General features: G+C 38.2%; 13 protein-coding genes. 9 read left to right on the top strand and 4 right to left on the bottom strand.

Annotation, left to right across the window (positions count from 1 at the left end; genetic code table 11):
- Positions 1-17: 17 nt before the first annotated feature.
- Both ACJVDH_RS16605 and ACJVDH_RS16600 read right to left on the bottom strand, forming a co-directional pair.
- A complete protein-coding gene (locus ACJVDH_RS16605; RefSeq protein ID WP_443944527.1) occupies positions 18-1,130 on the bottom strand; it encodes a lactonase family protein in 1,113 nt (370 codons plus the stop codon).
- Between the two features lie 723 nt (positions 1,131-1,853).
- Complete coding sequence (locus tag ACJVDH_RS16600) at positions 1,854-3,233, bottom strand: pseudouridine synthase (RefSeq protein ID WP_443944526.1); 1,380 nt, start codon at positions 3,231-3,233, stop codon at positions 1,854-1,856.
- A gap of 263 nt (positions 3,234-3,496) precedes the next feature.
- Here ACJVDH_RS16600 and ACJVDH_RS16595 point away from each other — a divergent pair, with 263 nt between their 5' ends.
- The 7 genes from ACJVDH_RS16595 (at position 3,497) to ACJVDH_RS16565 (ending at position 13,279) form a co-directional block, all read left to right on the top strand.
- Positions 3,497-4,276 carry a lytic transglycosylase domain-containing protein gene (locus ACJVDH_RS16595; protein WP_443944525.1) on the top strand — a complete coding sequence of 260 codons (780 nt, stop codon included), beginning with the start codon at positions 3,497-3,499 and terminating at the stop codon, positions 4,274-4,276.
- A gap of 147 nt (positions 4,277-4,423) precedes the next feature.
- A complete protein-coding gene (locus ACJVDH_RS16590; protein WP_443944524.1) occupies positions 4,424-5,470 on the top strand; it encodes a 2Fe-2S iron-sulfur cluster-binding protein in 1,047 nt (348 codons plus the stop codon).
- 205 nt (positions 5,471-5,675) lie between these two features.
- The gene (gene uvrA / locus ACJVDH_RS16585) at positions 5,676-8,579 is read left to right on the top strand and encodes an excinuclease ABC subunit UvrA (protein ID WP_443944523.1); all 2,904 of its coding nucleotides are present in this window, start codon (positions 5,676-5,678) and stop codon (positions 8,577-8,579) included.
- Positions 8,580-8,671: 92 nt separating this feature from the next.
- Positions 8,672-9,439, top strand: coding sequence for a TatD family hydrolase (locus tag ACJVDH_RS16580; protein WP_443944522.1), 768 nt, complete (start codon positions 8,672-8,674; stop codon positions 9,437-9,439).
- A gap of 172 nt (positions 9,440-9,611) precedes the next feature.
- On the top strand, positions 9,612-10,637 hold the full coding sequence (locus tag ACJVDH_RS16575; RefSeq protein WP_443944521.1) for an asparaginase: 1,026 nt from the start codon (positions 9,612-9,614) through the stop codon (positions 10,635-10,637).
- A 159-nt stretch (positions 10,638-10,796) separates the two neighbouring features.
- Positions 10,797-12,209 carry an MBL fold metallo-hydrolase gene (locus ACJVDH_RS16570; RefSeq protein ID WP_443944520.1) on the top strand — a complete coding sequence of 471 codons (1,413 nt, stop codon included), beginning with the start codon at positions 10,797-10,799 and terminating at the stop codon, positions 12,207-12,209.
- A 98-nt stretch (positions 12,210-12,307) separates the two neighbouring features.
- The gene (locus ACJVDH_RS16565; protein WP_443944519.1) at positions 12,308-13,279 is read left to right on the top strand and encodes a YpdA family putative bacillithiol disulfide reductase; all 972 of its coding nucleotides are present in this window, start codon (positions 12,308-12,310) and stop codon (positions 13,277-13,279) included.
- A 33-nt stretch (positions 13,280-13,312) separates the two neighbouring features.
- On the opposite strand, the gene ACJVDH_RS16560 is transcribed toward ACJVDH_RS16565, so the two are convergent.
- The gene (locus ACJVDH_RS16560; protein ID WP_443944518.1) at positions 13,313-14,125 is read right to left on the bottom strand and encodes an alpha/beta hydrolase; all 813 of its coding nucleotides are present in this window, start codon (positions 14,123-14,125) and stop codon (positions 13,313-13,315) included.
- Between the two features lie 87 nt (positions 14,126-14,212).
- A complete protein-coding gene (locus ACJVDH_RS16555) occupies positions 14,213-15,217 on the bottom strand; it encodes an alpha/beta hydrolase (RefSeq protein ID WP_443944517.1) in 1,005 nt (334 codons plus the stop codon).
- Between the two features lie 206 nt (positions 15,218-15,423).
- Here ACJVDH_RS16555 and ACJVDH_RS16550 point away from each other — a divergent pair, with 206 nt between their 5' ends.
- Together ACJVDH_RS16550 and ACJVDH_RS16545 are read left to right on the top strand one after the other, a co-directional pair.
- Entirely contained in the window at positions 15,424-16,395 is a 972-nt protein-coding gene (locus ACJVDH_RS16550; protein ID WP_443944516.1) for a polyprenyl synthetase family protein, read from the top strand.
- Complete coding sequence (locus ACJVDH_RS16545) at positions 16,395-17,444, top strand: TerC family protein (protein WP_443944515.1); 1,050 nt, start codon at positions 16,395-16,397, stop codon at positions 17,442-17,444. Before ACJVDH_RS16550 ends, ACJVDH_RS16545 begins: the two co-directional genes overlap by 1 nt.
- The last annotated feature ends 81 nt before the right edge of the window (positions 17,445-17,525 follow it).

Below are 17,525 nucleotides of genomic sequence, written 5' to 3'. Positions count from 1 at the left end.
TCGGAAAATTTAACAAATTATTTATCAAAAGTCAGGCAAACTGCAGCGCCGAGTTTAATTCTTTTACCGCTGTCTGTTAACTTTCCTGTAGTTTTATTCCGTGTAAAAATCACCACTTCATCAGTATACTGATGGCCAACCAAAAGGAAATTCCCTGTTGGGTCTATACTGAAATTTCTAGGGCCTTTACCCAAAGTACTTACTGTTTCTACAAATTGCAATTTCCCGTCTTTGATTACTCTAAAAACAGAAATTGTATTGGCATCGCCTCTGTTACTTTCATATACAAATTTTCCATCGGGAGAAACATGGATATCTGCTCCATCAATTTTTCCATTAAATCCTTTTTCTACCGTCCCAATTTCCTGCGTTTTGGTTAGTGTACCATTCGTGTAATTGAACACGGAAATGCTCCCGTTAAACTCGTGTGCAAGGTAGGCTGATTTTCCATTCGGACTAAAAACGATATGGCGCGGACCTGTACCTGCGTTGGTTTTAATTACGGCTTTTTGCGTAAGGGTTTTTGCTTTTCCAGCTGCGTTATAGTCGTAAATATAAGTTTGGTCTTCACCAAGATCATTCACAATTAAATATTTCCCATCAGGTGTAAATTTAACCATGTGCACATGTGCACTTTCCTGCCTTCCTCTTGGGTCTATGCTTTTGCCTGTGTGTTTGATCACTTGAGTCGCCTCAGATAATGAACCATCTGATTTCCGTGGGAAAACAGCCAGACTTCCTCCTGTATAGTTCGCAACAATCACATTTTTTTCATCAACAGTCAGAAAACAAGGATCTGCTCCGTGGCTGTCAACCTTATTTATCAATGTCAGTTTTCCAGAGTTTGTATCGTATTTAAAAGCACTTAATGTACTTGTATTTCCAGTTTCGTTTACAGCATAAACAAACTTCCCATCCGGAGAAACAACTACATAACTTGGGTTTTCTACGCCTTTGGTAATACTTTTTAATGTGGTTTCTGCAGTTTTAGTATTGAAGGTGTAGGTATAAATTCCTTCACTCTTTCCAGTATTTGTATATGTTCCGATCAAGAGATTATAATCCGTTTTTTGCGCGAATGCTCCGGCAGATATGATCGATAATAATATTAGGGACAGTCTTTTTTTCATTTCTGAATTGTGATTTGTATGGAGCAAATATGGGTAAAAATGAGTGTTTTGCATAAAAAATCGTGTTTATGAGCTGGTTTTTCTGGCGATTAGATGAAATTTTGCTTTCAGATATGAAACCTGAAAAAGTTTCAATATGTTTTTAGCCCTACACAATTGCGTTTAATATTTAAACTCGAGGCTAAACTATTGTAAATCGTTTGTCTGTCCGCATATCATCCATGTGTACATTAATTGTAGTAAAAAACTGATCAACCATTGTCGTAATCATACTGTTTTTTTGTATGTGTTTGTTTTGTAGAGAATTATCTTTTATTGAAATTTGGTTTTTTGTATTTTACATGTTACATTAGTTCTTGACAAACAAACTATTTCAACCAAAATTAGATTTTTTACTGTGGTGATGATGGCTTGAACCGAAGGTTTTTCACTGTTCAAATTTTCGTAGCGCGGATTATAGAATGGCAGAATAAAACCGGAAGCTAAGCTTATTCTTTTTAAATTATTGGCTAGGATAGTAAGAGATTTTGATTTGCCTTTATTTGGAAGTTAGCACCGCCGGATCTTAAATACTTTGCAAATGCGTTTGCCCGCTTGCATGCTATTGTTGGTTTAGCAAGATTTCTTATGTTTTCTTGCTGAGTTAATGATTAAGAAAAAGGGGCTGCCGGATGGTACCCCTTTTTATACGAAAAAAGGCAATCTGCCGATTGCCTTCAATTTTTATTTTATTAAATGTTTTATCTGGATCAATTCATGATCTTCCAGATATCTCCATCTCCCACGAGGCAAATCTTTTTTAGTCAAGTTGCCATAAACTACGCGGTCAAGTTTTTCAACTGCATAACCCAAATGTTCAAAAATACGTCTTACAATCCGGTTTTTTCCGCTGTGAATCTGTATTCCGATTTCTTTTTTCGTTCCACCAGAAACATAAGAAATGTTATCTGGTTTAATCAATCCATCTTCCAATTCCAAACCGAAAGCAATCTTGTTTAAATCCCCTTGCGAAAGGTTTTTATCCAATTCTACGTTATAAATTTTGGTAATTCCGTTTCTTGGGTGAGAAAGTTTGTCCGCAAGATCACCATCATTAGTCATCAATATCAGGCCAGTAGTATTTCTATCAAGTCTTCCTACCGGATAAATCCTTTCTCTGCTGGCTTTATCAACCAGTTGCATTACCGTTCTGCGCTCTTGAGGGTCGTCAGTTGTGGTGATGTAATCTTTAGGTTTGTTTAGCAATACATATACCTTCTTTTCACGTTTTAATAACTCACCATTATATTTAACCTGATCTTTTGAAGGATCAACCTTATGGCCAAGTTCTGTAATTGCTTCACCATTTACGGTGATAATGCCTGCAGCAATCAACTCATCGGCCTTACGGCGAGAACAGATTCCGGCATTTGATATATATCTGTTAAGGCGAATTAAGCCTTTATCTTCATTTGTTCTGCGTGCAGCTTTCGCGGGTACCCGTTCTTCACGGTCGTATTCGAACTCGCGATCTTTGGGTTTGCTATCTTCGCGCTTGCGGAAAGGTCTTGAGTCTGTGCCTGTTCTAGGTTTTACGTCTCTTGAGCTTCCTGCGCTTGGTTTAAAATCATCAAATTTTCCACCTCTTGGTTTAAATCCACGTTCGCCAGATTTCGATTTAAAATCTCTCGAATCGCCATCCTTAGATTTAAAGTCGCGCTCTCCTGTTCTTGGTTTGTAGTCTCTTGATCCACCATCTTTTGATTTAAAATTGCGGTCTGAGGTTCTGGGTTTAAAATCTCTCGATCCGCCATCTTTTTTAAAACTGCGTTCTTCTGATCTTGGATTTGGGTCTTTTGATTTGAATTCGCGATCTCCGAATTTGAAACTCTGTGGTTCCTCCTCTCTGGATCTGAAATCTTTTTTGTTTCCGAATGATTTTGGTTTAAAATCTTTGCCTTCGGAGTTTCTAGGCCTGAAGCCTTCTTTTGAATCGGATGATTTTCTGAATTTGCCGTCAGACTTTCTGCTGTCTGATCCTGTAGAATTGCTTCTTCCTTCAGTTTTCCGGCTTCCGGATTTGGACTTGTCATCCCGACTGTTCCTGTTGTTTTTATTTACCATGATACGCTTTTATCCACATCGAAAATGCGGGCTGCAAATTTATGCAAAATACCTGAACATTACAATTTTGAGCGCGGAAAAATTAGATCAAAAAATAGCCTCTAAAGTAATGAAAATAGACGGAAAATCAAAATTTAAAACCCACGTTTAAAGCACTTTAAAGGCCGGTATTTTACCTGTTTCTTGTAACTGCTTGACAATCTGAATATTATTTTTTACCTTTGCCAACGTTTTTTATAAGTTTCACCAAAAAAAGGAGGAAGATGTTAAAGAAACACATAGTACCATTTACGATAGTGGCAGCACTATTTTTGATGGCAGAAGTGTTCGCTTACCAAATGCCCTTAGCAAAAAAGAGTCTTTTAAAAAAAGAAAATTTAAACACTAAAATAACAACAACTGACACTGTAAAAGAGGCGGAAAACAAACCAGAATCTTTAATTGCTCAGTTAAGCTTTGCAGACGAAACCCTACCCTTAGGCGATAGGAAAGTAGAACGCAAAATGCGCAAAGTCCTTGCAGCCCACAGCTACCGGAACACCCAAACGCACCGCCTGCATGAAAAGGCCGCCGAATGGTTTCCGATTATAGAGCCGATTCTGGCTGCGTATGGAATTCCCAATGATTTCAAATATGTTGCATTGGTAGAATCCGGTATGAAAGGTGGTGTTTCACCTAAAGGTGCTGCGGGTATATGGCAGTTTATGCCTGCAACTGCCCGCATGTACGGCTTGAAAGTGAACGGTAAAAATGATGAGCGCTATAACTTGCGCAAATCTACTGTTGCGGCCTGCAAATACATTAAAGAAATGTATAGAGGATTAGAAAGCTGGACATTAGTTGCAGCGGCATACAATGTTGGCGATGGCAGATTGCGCCGCCAGATCGATAATCAAAATCAGGATAATTATTATAAGATGAAGTTAAACCGCGAAACCGGTGGCTATGTCTATAAATTAATTTCTATGAAACAGATTATGGAGCATCCAGTACGTTACGGATACGAAAAACCGAAGACATTATTGGCGTACAACGCAGAATAATATATAATATATAAAAGACAAGCATTTGGTAAGAGCGCCCCGATTTTAATCGGGGCGCTTTTTGTTGCTAAACAGTATGTTGTTTCGCCATCATAATCTGCAATCGGTTTGCTATTATATCTGGCAAAATCTATTTTAGCATTGTTCATGCATAAATTACAAATAGAAGAGATCATCAATCAGCCCGGAGAAAATATCACACTCCGCTTTAAACCTGTAAATGGGCCGTATCCCAAATACATTGCAGGTCAGTTTATTTCATTGGTTTTTCAAGGCAAACACAAGGAAATTCGCAGATCTTATTCTTTTAACAGTTCTCCGTTGGTGAATGAGCCATTGTCTATTACGGTAAAACGTGTAGAAAATGGAGAAATCTCCAGGTTGCTCCATCATAAAACTTCTGTTGGCGATATCCTAAATGCACAAGAGCCACAAGGTATGTTTACGTATATGCCAGAGAAAAAACTTCAGCGCAATGTGTTTCTTTTTGCTGCGGGTGTGGGCATTACGCCTTTATTTTCGATTTTAAAAACTGCGTTAGTTGCAGAAGAAACGTCGAAAATTATTCTCGTGTATAGTAACCGATCTATGGAAGATGCACTTTTCTATGCCGAGTTAACGGAATGGCAAAGCCGATATCCCAATCGCTTAAAAATTGTTTGGGTATTTAGCAACAGCAAAAACCTGATGACTGCACGGCTGAACAAATTTTACATCGAGAAACTTATTCATGAATATTTAGATCTGGATAGAAAAGAAGCACTTTTCTATACCTGCGGGCCAATCATTTATATGGATCTCTGCCGGATTACTTTGCTGGGCATGGGATTCGATATTCGTCAGATTAAAAGAGAAACTTTTGTTTTGCCAGAAGATGAATTGGATGAAGATGATTCTTCTGCAGAGAAATTTGTGGATAAGAACACCTACTCTGTAGTGTTGAATTTTAAAGGTACAGTGCATCATCTGGAAATTCCCTGGCCGAAACGAATTTTAGATGTGGCGCTAGAACATAAAATCAAATTGCCTTATAGTTGCCACGCGGGCATGTGTAGTACTTGTGTAGCAAATTGTACGAAAGGCGGCGTTCGCATGGATTATAATGAAGTACTTACTGATGAAGAACTTGCTAAAGGCAGAGTTTTGGTTTGCACAGGTCATCCTACAGAAAATGGAACCACAATAGAGTGGTAGATAAATTTAAGATTAAGCTTACAAATGCCGATGTGGGGGCAGAAACATCAGTCTGATCGCTCATGCTTATCCTCAAAAATTATGACACTTAGTTCTCAATATAAAAGCGCTTAACCTTTCATTTTGATAAAATTTTTAGCAATTTTGCGGGTTGAAATTTTGGTCGGTTCCAAAACAAATTTCAGCCGTTTTCCATTTATAAGATATGAGTAAACATACCGTCGATTTAGGCGAGCAAAAAGAAGTAGAAGTTTATGGTGCACGGGTGCATAACCTGAAAAATATTGACGTTTCTTTTCCACGTAACCAGATGGTTGTAATCACTGGTTTAAGCGGAAGTGGAAAATCATCTTTGGCTTTTGATACGATTTATGCAGAAGGCCAACGCCGCTACATGGAAACTTTCAGCGCTTATAGCCGTCAATTTATGGGCGGCATGGAACGCCCTGATGTAGATAAGGTTTCTGGGTTAAGTCCGGTTATTGCAATTGAACAAAAGACAACCAGTAAAAATCCGCGCTCTACGGTAGGCACCATAACCGAAATTTATGACTTTATGCGCTTATTGTTTGCACGTGTTGCAGACGCATATTCTTACAATACGGGTGAGAAAATGGAGCGCATGAGTGAAGATCAGATTTTACAAAACATCTTCAATAAGTTTGAGGGCATGCCCGTTAATATTCTTGCTCCGGTTGTAAAAGGCCGTAAAGGACATTACCGCGAACTTTTTGAGCAAATTCGTAAGCAAGGTTATGTAAAAGTTCGGGTAGATGGAGAAATAAAAGATATTACTGCAAAAATGCAGGTCGACAGATATAAAATCCACGATATTGAAGTTGTTATAGACCGGTTAATGGTTGATACCAAAGACCGTAAACGGTTATTGGATTCTGTTCAGACCGCGATGAAAATGGGTAAAGGTGTGATTAAGATTAGTGATAAAGACAATAATGTTGCCCATTTTAGTAAATTTTTGATGTGCCCCACAACAGGGATTTCTTACGATGAACCACAACCCAATAGTTTTTCTTTTAACTCGCCTTATGGTGCATGTGAACGTTGTGATGGATTGGGTTATATTTTCGTGGTAGATAAAGAATCGGTTATTCCCAATCCGAAATTGAGCATTTTGAATGGTGGTTTGGCCCCGCTGGGCGAATATCGAGACATTTGGATGTTCCAGGTTCTAAAGGCTCTCGCTAAGAAATATGCGTTCTCATTGTCTACGCCGATAGAAAAATTGAGCGATGAAGTGATTAACATTATCTTAAATGGATCAGAAGATCTGATCAGCGTTGCGGTAGAATACAATAAATGGAACGTTCAGAATTACAACATAACTTTCGATGGCATTATTAAAATGCTTGAAGAGCAGAATGAGAAACGAAGCGAATCTGCAACTGAAGATCTGGAAGCTTTCCGTAAAGTGAAAACCTGTCCGGAATGTAATGGCGCTCGTTTGAAAAAAGAAAGTCTTCATTTTAAAGTTGATGGCAAAAATATTTTTGATTTGTCTTCAATGGATATTACAAATCTGAATATTTGGTTTGAACATGTAGATCAAAGACTTTCAGATCGTCAAAACATCATCGCTAAAGAAATTTTAAAGGAAATTAAAGCAAGAATTGGTTTTTTAACTGATGTTGGTTTAACTTATTTAACCTTAGACAGAACATCGCGTACGTTATCTGGCGGCGAAGCACAACGGATCAGGTTGGCTACTCAAATCGGTTCGCAACTTATGAATGTAATGTACATTCTCGATGAACCCAGTATTGGTCTGCATCAGCGAGATAATGAGCGTTTAATTAACGCACTGAAAAATCTGCGCGATTTAGGTAATACCGTTTTAGTTGTAGAACACGATAAAGACATGATCCTGGAAGCGGATTGGGTAATTGATGTTGGGCCGGGCGCTGGGATTCACGGCGGGACAGTTGTTGCAGAAGGTACCGCTAAACAAATTTTGAAATCGAATACGTTAACCGCCGACTACTTAAATGGCCGCAAACAAATAGAAGTGCCCAAAGTACGCAGAAAAGGAAACGGGCAAAAACTTTCTATAATTAAAGCAAGCGGACATAATTTAAAAGAGGTTTCTGTAGATTTTCCCTTAGGAAAATTTATTGCTGTTACCGGAGTTTCCGGAAGTGGAAAATCAAGTTTGATCACCGAAACCTTATACCCAATTCTAAACCATCATTTTTTCAGAGCGAAAAAAACGCCACTTCCGTATGAGAAAATCAGTGGACTTAAAGAAATTGATAAAGTAATTGAGATTGATCAGGCGCCGATTGGTAGAACACCACGATCTAATCCATCTACTTACACCGGGGTTTTTTCAGATATTCGTAATCTTTTTGTACAACTTCCGGAAGCAAAAATTCGCGGTTATAAACCCGGCCGCTTTTCTTTCAATGTAAAAGGCGGAAGATGTGAAACCTGCCAGGGTGCAGGAATGAAAGTGATTGAAATGAATTTCTTGCCAGATGTGCAAGTGCCTTGTGAAGAATGTGGTGGCAGAAGATACAACCGTGAAACGCTTGAAGTGCGTTACCGCGGAAAATCCATCAGCGATGTTTTGGATATGAGTATTGAAGATGCCTGCGTATTTTTTGAACACATTCCAATCATTTACAGAAAAATAAAAACGCTAAAAGATGTTGGACTTGGCTACATTACTTTAGGTCAATCGTCTGTAACCTTATCTGGCGGCGAGGCTCAACGGGTTAAGCTGGCAACAGAATTGTCTAAAAAAGATACAGGTAAAACTTTCTATATTTTAGATGAACCAACTACAGGTTTACACTTTGAAGATATTAATGTGTTATTGGGTGTATTGAATGAATTGGTAGATCGCGGAAATACAATTTTGGTTATCGAGCATAATCTTGACGTAGTGAAAGTAGCCGATTGGGTAATTGATCTTGGCGAAGAAGGCGGTGCTGGCGGCGGACGGATACTTTTTGAGGGAACACCAGAAGGTCTAATTCAAAATCCAATTAGCCTGACCGGGAAATTTTTGAAAAAGGAAATGGAATATAGTCCGGAATCTGGAGAAGAAAAACCTGAAATTAAAAAGCCTAAAAAAACAAGTAAAAAATAAAATACAAGCGGTAATCTGAAAGAACGAAGCCGATTCAAATGATCCATTATTCTTGATACATATTACGAACTACCTGATACCATTATAATACCATGATTTTTACCGATACGCATACACATTTATATTACGAGCAAGATGCAGAAAAGCAGGCACAATTAATGGAGCGCTGTTTTGAAAATGATGTTAACCGTTTATTCTTGCCAAATGTAGATGTCGCATCTGTTGCAATGATTGATGCTTTGGTTAAAAAATACCCCGAAAACTGCTTTGCAATGGCCGGTTTGCATCCATGTGATGTTAAAGAAGGTTACCAAGACGTTTTACAACAAATTTACACAGGCATTTCAGGTCGGGAAATTTATGCAATTGGCGAAATCGGGATAGATTTATATTGGGATAAAACCACTTTGGCGATTCAGCAAGATGCCTTTCACGAACAAATCAAATGGGCAAAAGAAATGGAGCTTCCAATCGTAATTCATTGCAGAGAAGCTTTTGATGAGGTTTTTGAAGTATTGGAAAGTGAACGAGACGAAAAACTTAGAGGGATATTACATTGCTTCACAGGCAATGTTGCTCAGGCAAAACAAGCAATAGATCTAAATTTTTATCTGGGGATTGGTGGTGTTGTAACCTATAAAAAAGCTGGCTTAGATGCGGTGTTAACGGAGATTCCCTTAGAGAAACTGGTGTTGGAAACCGATTCTCCATATTTGGCGCCCGTTCCATTTCGGGGGAAACCAAATGAAAGCAGCTATCTCATTTATGTGGCACAAAAAATTGCAGATATTTATGGAGTCTCTGTAGAAGAAGTTGCAAAAATAACTACGGAAAATTCAAAGAAGATATTTGGAGTTTAAGGCATCTTTGATTATATCTGGCAGCAAGTCAGAATTTTTTGTTTTTGATTAGAAGATATCGGGTTTAACTTTTAGTTAAAAGATTAATTGCATTACTGAATTGCCTTTCTCCTTAAACAACTCTTCAAAATCTAAATCTTTTGCGTTCTTTTGCTGAGAGCAACTTTACCAAATGACTAAAATACTAATAATTTATACCGGTGGCACAATCGGTATGGTTAACGACCCCAACGGAATGCTGATTCCTTTTGATTTTGAGCAAATCAAGAATAACGTGCCAGAACTGTCCAGATTGAATTACGAAATGGACGTACATTCCTTTGATCCCGTTTTGGATTCATCCAATATGGACCCGATAATCTGGAAAACACTTGCAGAATTAATCTATCGCAAATACGACCAATATGATGGTTTTGTTGTGCTGCATGGTTCAGATACGATGGCGTTTACGGCATCGGCATTAAGTTTTATGCTAGAGAATTTGGAAAAGCCCGTGGTGTTGACAGGTTCTCAATTACCTATTGGACAAATCCGGACGGATGCAAAAGAAAATCTTATCACAGCTTTAGAAATTGCAGCATCCAAAGAAGATGGAAAAGCTTTAGTGCCAGAAGTTTGTATTTATTTTGATGCCCAGTTGTTTAGAGGAAACCGCTCTATTAAATACAACATTGAGAAATTTGAGGCCTTCCGATCGCCTAATTATCCGGTTCTTGCAGAAGCAGGCGTACATCTGCAATTTCATAAAAACTACATTCTACCTGTTCCGATAGGTAAATTGATGCTGAGAACGAATTTTAATTCCAATATTGGCGTACTGAAATTATATCCAGGCATTACACCACAAGCTGTTAAAGCAATTACAGAATCAGAAGTTGATGCCATTATTATGGAAACTTTTGGCTCTGGAAATACCACCACAGCAACCTGGTTTCTTGATTGTCTTAAAATGGCTTCAGATAGCGGAAAAATTATTGTCGATATTTCTCAGTGCAAAAAAGGTTCGGTTCAACTTGGTCGGTATGAAACCAGCAGAGACCTTCAAAAAATGGGCATTTTAAGCGGTTACGATTTAACTTTCGAAGCTACAGTAACTAAACTCATGTTTGTTATGGGGCTCGGCCTTTCAAACGAAGAAAGTTGTAAACTCATGGAGAAATCCATCCGCGGTGAGCTCACTGTAGAAACTGGCCAATAGCGCCAATAAATCTTTGCCATCGCACAATACCGAATGCGTAAAAGTTCTGCAATTATGAGTAATATCATTCTGCTTATATACTTTTAGACGTATTTTTGGATGGAAAAAATTGAAACGGTATCTCATTGCAGAGATCTGTTTCGAAAATGAAACTCAGATATGAAAATTGAACAGATATATACCGGATGTTTGGCCGAAGCTGCTTATTATATAGAAAGTAATGGAGAAGCTGCGATTATTGATCCGCTTAGAGAAGTTGATACGTATTTAAAACGTGCAGCAAAGGCAAATGCCAAAATCAAGTATATTTTTGAAACCCATTTTCATGCGGATTTTGTTTCCGGCCATGTAGATTTATCTGAGAAATCTGGCGCTACCATTGTGTACGGGCCAACGGCGAAAACGGAATTTCAATCTCATATTGCCCACGATGGCGAACAATTTAAAATAGGTGCATTAACCATTACGGCGTTGCATACGCCGGGCCATACTTTAGAATCAACTACCTATTTACTAACGGATGAACAAGGCAAACACCACTGCATTTTTAGTGGTGATACGCTTTTTATCGGAGATGTAGGTCGGCCAGATCTGGCACAAAAAGGCGCACTTACAATGGAAGATTTGGCAGGTATGCTTTTTGATTCATTGAACGAAAAAATTAAGCCATTGGCAGATGACGTCATTGTATATCCGGCTCACGGCGCGGGTTCTGCTTGTGGCAAAAGCATGAGTAAAGAAACTTTTGATACACTTGGGCATCAAAAAGCGGTGAACTATGCATTAAAGGCCGAAACAAAACCTCAGTTTATTGCAGAAGTAACAGATGGAATTATGCCTCCGCCGCAGTATTTTGCAAAAAATGCGGCAATGAATAAAGGCGAAGTTGAGCGTATTGAGCAGGTTTACGAAAAAGGTTTGAACGCTTTAAGTCCTCAAGAATTCGAAGATCTAGCCAATCAAACCGGAGCGCTGTTGTTGGATACGCGCGATCCTCAGGTTTTTGCCAGAGGATTCATTCCAAATGCAATAAATATTGGTTTAAACGGACAGTTTGCGCCTTGGGTAGGTGCTTTGATTAGCGATTTGCAGCAACCTATTTTACTAATAACAGACGAAGGTAAAGAAGAAGAAACCATAACACGCCTAACCCGCGTGGGTTACGACAATACGATTGGTTATCTGAAGGGTGGTTTTGAAAACTGGATTTCTACGGATAAGGAAATCGATACAATAGAATCGATTTCTGCTGAAGCTTTTGAAGAAGCTGCAGTTAACGGAGAAATTATTGCTTTAGATGTGCGCAAACCTGGCGAGTATGAATCTGAACATCTTGAATTTACTTTAAGCCGTCCGCTGGATTTTATCAACGATTGGATGCCGGAAATTCTGCCAGATCAGACTTATTACATACACTGCGCAGGTGGTTACCGTTCTATGATTGCCGCATCTATTTTAAAAGCAAGAGGTATACAACAAGTGATTGATATTGCAGGCGGATATGGTGCAATAAAAAATACCGCTTTAACACGTACTGATTTTGCTTGTCCGAGTAAAGCAATGAAAGGCTAAAAAACCAATCACTCTAAATCCGGTTTCTACTTGGGGTAAATCCCAAAATAAAACTTTTCTATGAACAAATTTTGGCGCCAATTGTGCAATTTGCGCCCATGGAACATTTTGATGTATTGATTATTGGCGCCGGACCAATTGGAATGGCTTGTGCAATTGAAGCTCAAAAAGCAAATTTGAGTTATATCATTATAGAAAAAGGTGCACTGGTAAATAGTCTGTTCAATTATCCGGTGTTTATGACTTTTTTTTCTACCTCTCAAAAATTAGAGATAGGTGGCGTTCCATTCGTAACAATCAGTCCGAAGCCAAACAGAAATGAAGCGGTAGAATATTATCGCCGTGTGGCGGAAAAATTCGATTTAAAAATCAACTTGTTTGAGCGTGTTAATCACGTGAAGAAAGCTGGCCTTCTTTTTGAAATTCAAACCTCCAAATCAAATTATACGGCAAAAAACGTAGTTGTTGCCACTGGTTTCTACGATGTTCCATTATTAATGAAAGTTGCGGGAGAGGATTTGCCAAAGGTGACACATTATTATAAAGATCCGCATTTGTATGCTTTTCAAAATGTACTTGTTGTAGGTGCAAACAATTCTGGTGTAGACGCCGCACTTGAAACCTATAGAAAAGGTGCAAATGTGACTATGGTAATCCGAAGCGGAACATTAGGTCCAAATGTAAAGTATTGGGTGCGGCCGGATATAGAAAACAGGATTCAGGAAGGTAGTATCGCTGCACATTTTAATTCTGAAGTTGTACATATCCGTGAAGGCGAAGTTGATGTACAAACACCTGATGGGTTGATTACAGTGAAAAATGATTTTGTAATTGCGATGACCGGTTATCAGCCAGATTTTGCAATGCTGCGGAAGTTCGGCATTGAGTTACCAGAAAGTCTTTGCCCAGCCTACAATGAAGAAACCATGGAAACCAATGTTGATGGACTGTATCTTGCTGGTGTGGTTTGCGGTGGTTTGGATACGCATAAATTGTTTATTGAAAATTCGCGTGTACACGCAGAAATGATCATTCAAAACATAATAACAAAGGAGCAGATTTCTCTTTAATTTCACATTCAGAAAGCAGTCTGTTTTTTCCGATTATGGTTTTTGATAATTTAAAGCTTTTAAAGCGTTGTAAACGGCATTGTGTAATATGGTTAAATGATTTTCTGCAGGCATCGGTACAAAATCGATTTTAAGGTTCTGAGACTTTTTACTTTCCAGGGTTTCTGCAAACTTTTTTGCATCAGTTTCCATAATTTTTCCTTCAGCGCCTACAGCAATAAATACTTTTGTTGCCACTTTAGGCTGTTTAAAAGTATGCTGAAAATCGTTGATTAATGATTCATTATTCCACCAGAAACTCGGACTAATAATAATATATTGATTAAACAGCTGAGGCTTTTTTAGTAAGATTTCTGCAGCCAGTAGACCACCAAGCGATTGCCCGATAATGGTTTTTGTTGAAGTTGTTTTATAATTCTGCTGGATAAATGGCTGCAATTCATTTTCCATAAATTGGATAAAATGTTTTGATTTTCCGGTAGTAGGATAATCTTTCTTATCGTCTGCAATCTGCGTAGGGAAAGTGAAATCTCTTTTACGATCTATATTAGCGATTCCCACCACAATCGATTTTGGCATAAACTCAATCATAGTCAAATATTGAACCAGGCCGGTAATGTGAATGAAATCTTCGTTGGCAGAACCATCCAGCAAATAAATTACAGGATATTTTTTGCCTGAATCCGGCGAATATCCCTCTGGCAGATAAATGTTCAATATTCTGGTTTCCGATAAAATTGACGAGTTAATTTTAACAACCTGTCCTAAATTAAAAGCTTGGTTTTGTGCAAATGATAGTTGCGCAAATGCGGTTAATAAGAGAAGACAAAAGATCTTGAGTTTCATGGAGTAAATGAGTTTAGGAAATGATTTCTGTGCGCTTTTTGTGTGATGTAAACTGCTTGAGGGATAGATTGGAGATTTAGATAAATCTTAAAGAATTGAATCGACAAATTGATCGATCGCAGATTTTACTGCCGGTAAATCTTTGGAGGTAACGTATGAACCAAGAACATGATGACCGCCATTTGTAATCGCTACTTTTCTTTTAACCTGAGAACCGAGTTGCGAAAACATTTTCAACATGGCTTTTACGCGTACCGTTGGGTCTTGCTCCAGTTCGTTTTTATAGTAATAGAGCATCAAAACCGGTTGCTTTACCAGATGGAATAATTTTCTGTTCATTGTACTTTCTACCAGCTCCTGCAATTCTACAAGCGCTTCAATGCGGTAACTGGTATACCAATATTTCTTAAATTCTTCTGTTCTGCCGTCTGTTGTACGTTCATCGCTGCCCAAAACACGTCGCGCAATTTGTAATCCCCACGGATCGTTCAACATCCATGCATTTCTGTCGTTAATTTCAATATTGGGCGAAATCAAAATTAAACTGTGAATAAAAGGATAGGTAGCGGCAAGTTTTAAGGCCATGCTTGCTCCGGTAGATGTTCCAATCAGAATTACTTTTTTTCCGAGTTTTCTGGAAATGGCGTAAGCCTGTTTGCAACTTTCCCAAAGTTTATCGGCGGTGAAATATTGTAAAGGCCCAGATGTATTTAATCCATGTTCTGCAAGTCGTGGCAAATATAGATTTGCGTGTAGTTTTTTGGCCAGCTGTTTATGAATAGGATCACCTTCTACTTTTGATGAAGAAAATCCGTGGAGGTATACGACTGCGTATTCTGTTTGCTGATTTTGTTGATCGGCCCAAACAATTTCAGCCTCGTTTCCTGCTTTAATGTTCAGTTGTGATTCATGTTCGCTAACAAAATGATCTAATTCATCAAGATCCGGAACATGGGGAAGATCAGTATGGAAAATTGGTTTTTTTGGCCGCGGCCCTAAAAGATATGTAGAAACCAAAACAGCCGCCAAACCCAGCAAAACCTGATATCTTTTTTTTGAAGGAATAACTTTTTGTATCAGTGTTTTAATCATAATGTATCGGCAGTAACCTGGAATAAATGTAAAGTTTTGAGCCGATTATAAAAATCAATCCGAAGTAATTTGTTAGCAGTATGGGTTAATTGGCTAATTTCGATGCAATTGAGGTTTAAAATAAGCTGGCGCGAATTATAAGGATGCGATGAATGCTCATTTTAAGCGAAATTAGCTTAAGTTTGCAATCAAAATTTTTCGACTTAATGCCGGGAATCGATCAGATACAAAAACCTATAGCTGCTGACATTAAAGCGTTTGAAAAAACCTTTAAAGAATCTATGCACAGTGATGCTCCATTACTGGATAGGATTACCCATTATATAGTAAAACAAAAAGGCAAGCAAATGCGGCCAATGTTTGTGTTTTTTGCCGCGAAACTTTGTGGCGGAATTACAGAATCTACGCATCGCGGTGCCGCACTTGTAGAGCTTTTGCATACAGCAACGCTGGTTCATGATGATGTTGTAGACAACGCTTATGAACGCCGCGGATTTTTCTCTATCAATGCCCTTTGGAAAAATAAAATCGCAGTTTTGGTAGGCGATTTTCTTTTGGCAAAAGGTTTATTGCTTTCGGTAAACAATAATGAACATCGCTTGTTACAAATTGTATCAGAAGCGGTAAAACAAATGAGTGAAGGAGAGCTTTTACAGGTTGAAAAAGTTAGGCGTATGGATATTTCTGAAGAACTTTATTATGAAGTTATCCGTCAGAAAACAGCTTCACTAATTGCATCCTGTTGTGCCGCCGGTGCAGCATCTGCTGGGGCAAGCGATGAAATTATAGAAAAAATGCGCCTGTTTGGCGAGAAAGTTGGATTGGCTTTTCAAATTAAAGACGATACTTTTGATTTCGGAACAGACGATGTAGGCAAACCTTTAGGGATTGATATTAAAGAGAAAAAAGTGACTTTGCCTTTGATTTATGCGCTGAATAATTCTGATAAAGCAGTGCGTAAACAAATTATTAATCTCGTAAAAAACCATCAGGAAGATACCGGCAAAATACAGCAGATCATCGATTTTGTAAATGAGAAAAAAGGTGTGCATTATGCCAACCAAAAAATGCTCGAATTTCAAAAAGACGCTTTTGATATTTTACACCAATTTGAACCTGGTGAAGCCAGAACGGGACTAGAAGAACTCGTTCTCTACACCACTGAACGCAAAAAATAATGAGCAATGAGTTGATTTTCAGTTTAGGTTTTCTGGTATTTATTGCCGGAATCCTGGCGTTAGACCTTGGTCTTTTCAGTAAAAAAGATCATGTGGTAAGTCTAAAACAAGCCGGAATTATGAGTGTGGTAATGATTGCCATTGCACTCGGTTTTTATTTTCTGTTACGCATTGAAGGTCATCAGTTACACGGCATTAAAGATTTTGCGCATCTAAGTGAAATTGTAGAAAAACATAAACACAATATTAAACTCATCCCAGGAAATTTTGAAGAAAGCCTGAATGTTTACCGCAACAATCTGAGCGTTGAGTTCCTTACCGGGTATGTGATTGAATATGCACTTTCTATCGACAATATTTTTGTCATTGTACTTATTTTTTCGGCCTTCTCTGTTGAAGAGAAATATTATCACCGCGTTTTATTCTGGGGGATTTTAGGTGCCATTATCATGCGGTTTATTTTCATTTTTGTTGGCGCTGCATTAATTACAAAATTTGGTTGGATTCTATATGTCTTTGGCGCATTTCTGGTGTTTACAGGCGTGAAAATGTTTTTTAATAAAGATGAGGATGAAAAAATAGATCCAGAAAAACATCCGGTTGTAAAATGGGCTTCCAAAATTTTTGCTATCCATCCAAAATATGAAGGCAAGAATTTCTTTGTAAAAATAGACCACAAGCGTTATGTTACGCCGGTGTTTTTAGTGCTATTGATTGTAGAATTTACAGATCTTTTGTTTGCTGTAGATTCTATTCCGGCAATTTTTGCCGTTACGAAAGATCCATATATTGTGTTCTTCTCCAATATTTTTGCCATTATGGGCTTACGGTCCATGTTTTTTCTTCTGATTAATATTATCCACAAATTCCATTACTTAAAAACCGGACTTGCAGTTCTTTTAACCTTTATCGGTATTAAAATGCTGGCACATGTTTATCTGGAAAAACTTGGTTTCACAACAGAACATTCTTTAATTGTAATTGTGGCCATATTACTTATCAGCGTAGTGGCGTCGTTGGTTTTTCCTAAGAAGAAAACTAGTGATTAGGTTTACAATTGATACATCATCTTGTTGCTGCGTCGAATTTCGATCTTAGGAAGATAATATCAGAACTGATTCAAATACTAA

Source organism: Pedobacter terrestris, from assembly GCF_052343045.1.
In the GTDB taxonomy this organism is placed as follows: Bacteria; Bacteroidota; Bacteroidia; order Sphingobacteriales; family Sphingobacteriaceae; genus Pedobacter.
The sequence above is the reverse complement of the archived record's forward strand: the minus strand, read 5'-3'. Positions and strand labels throughout refer to the sequence as shown.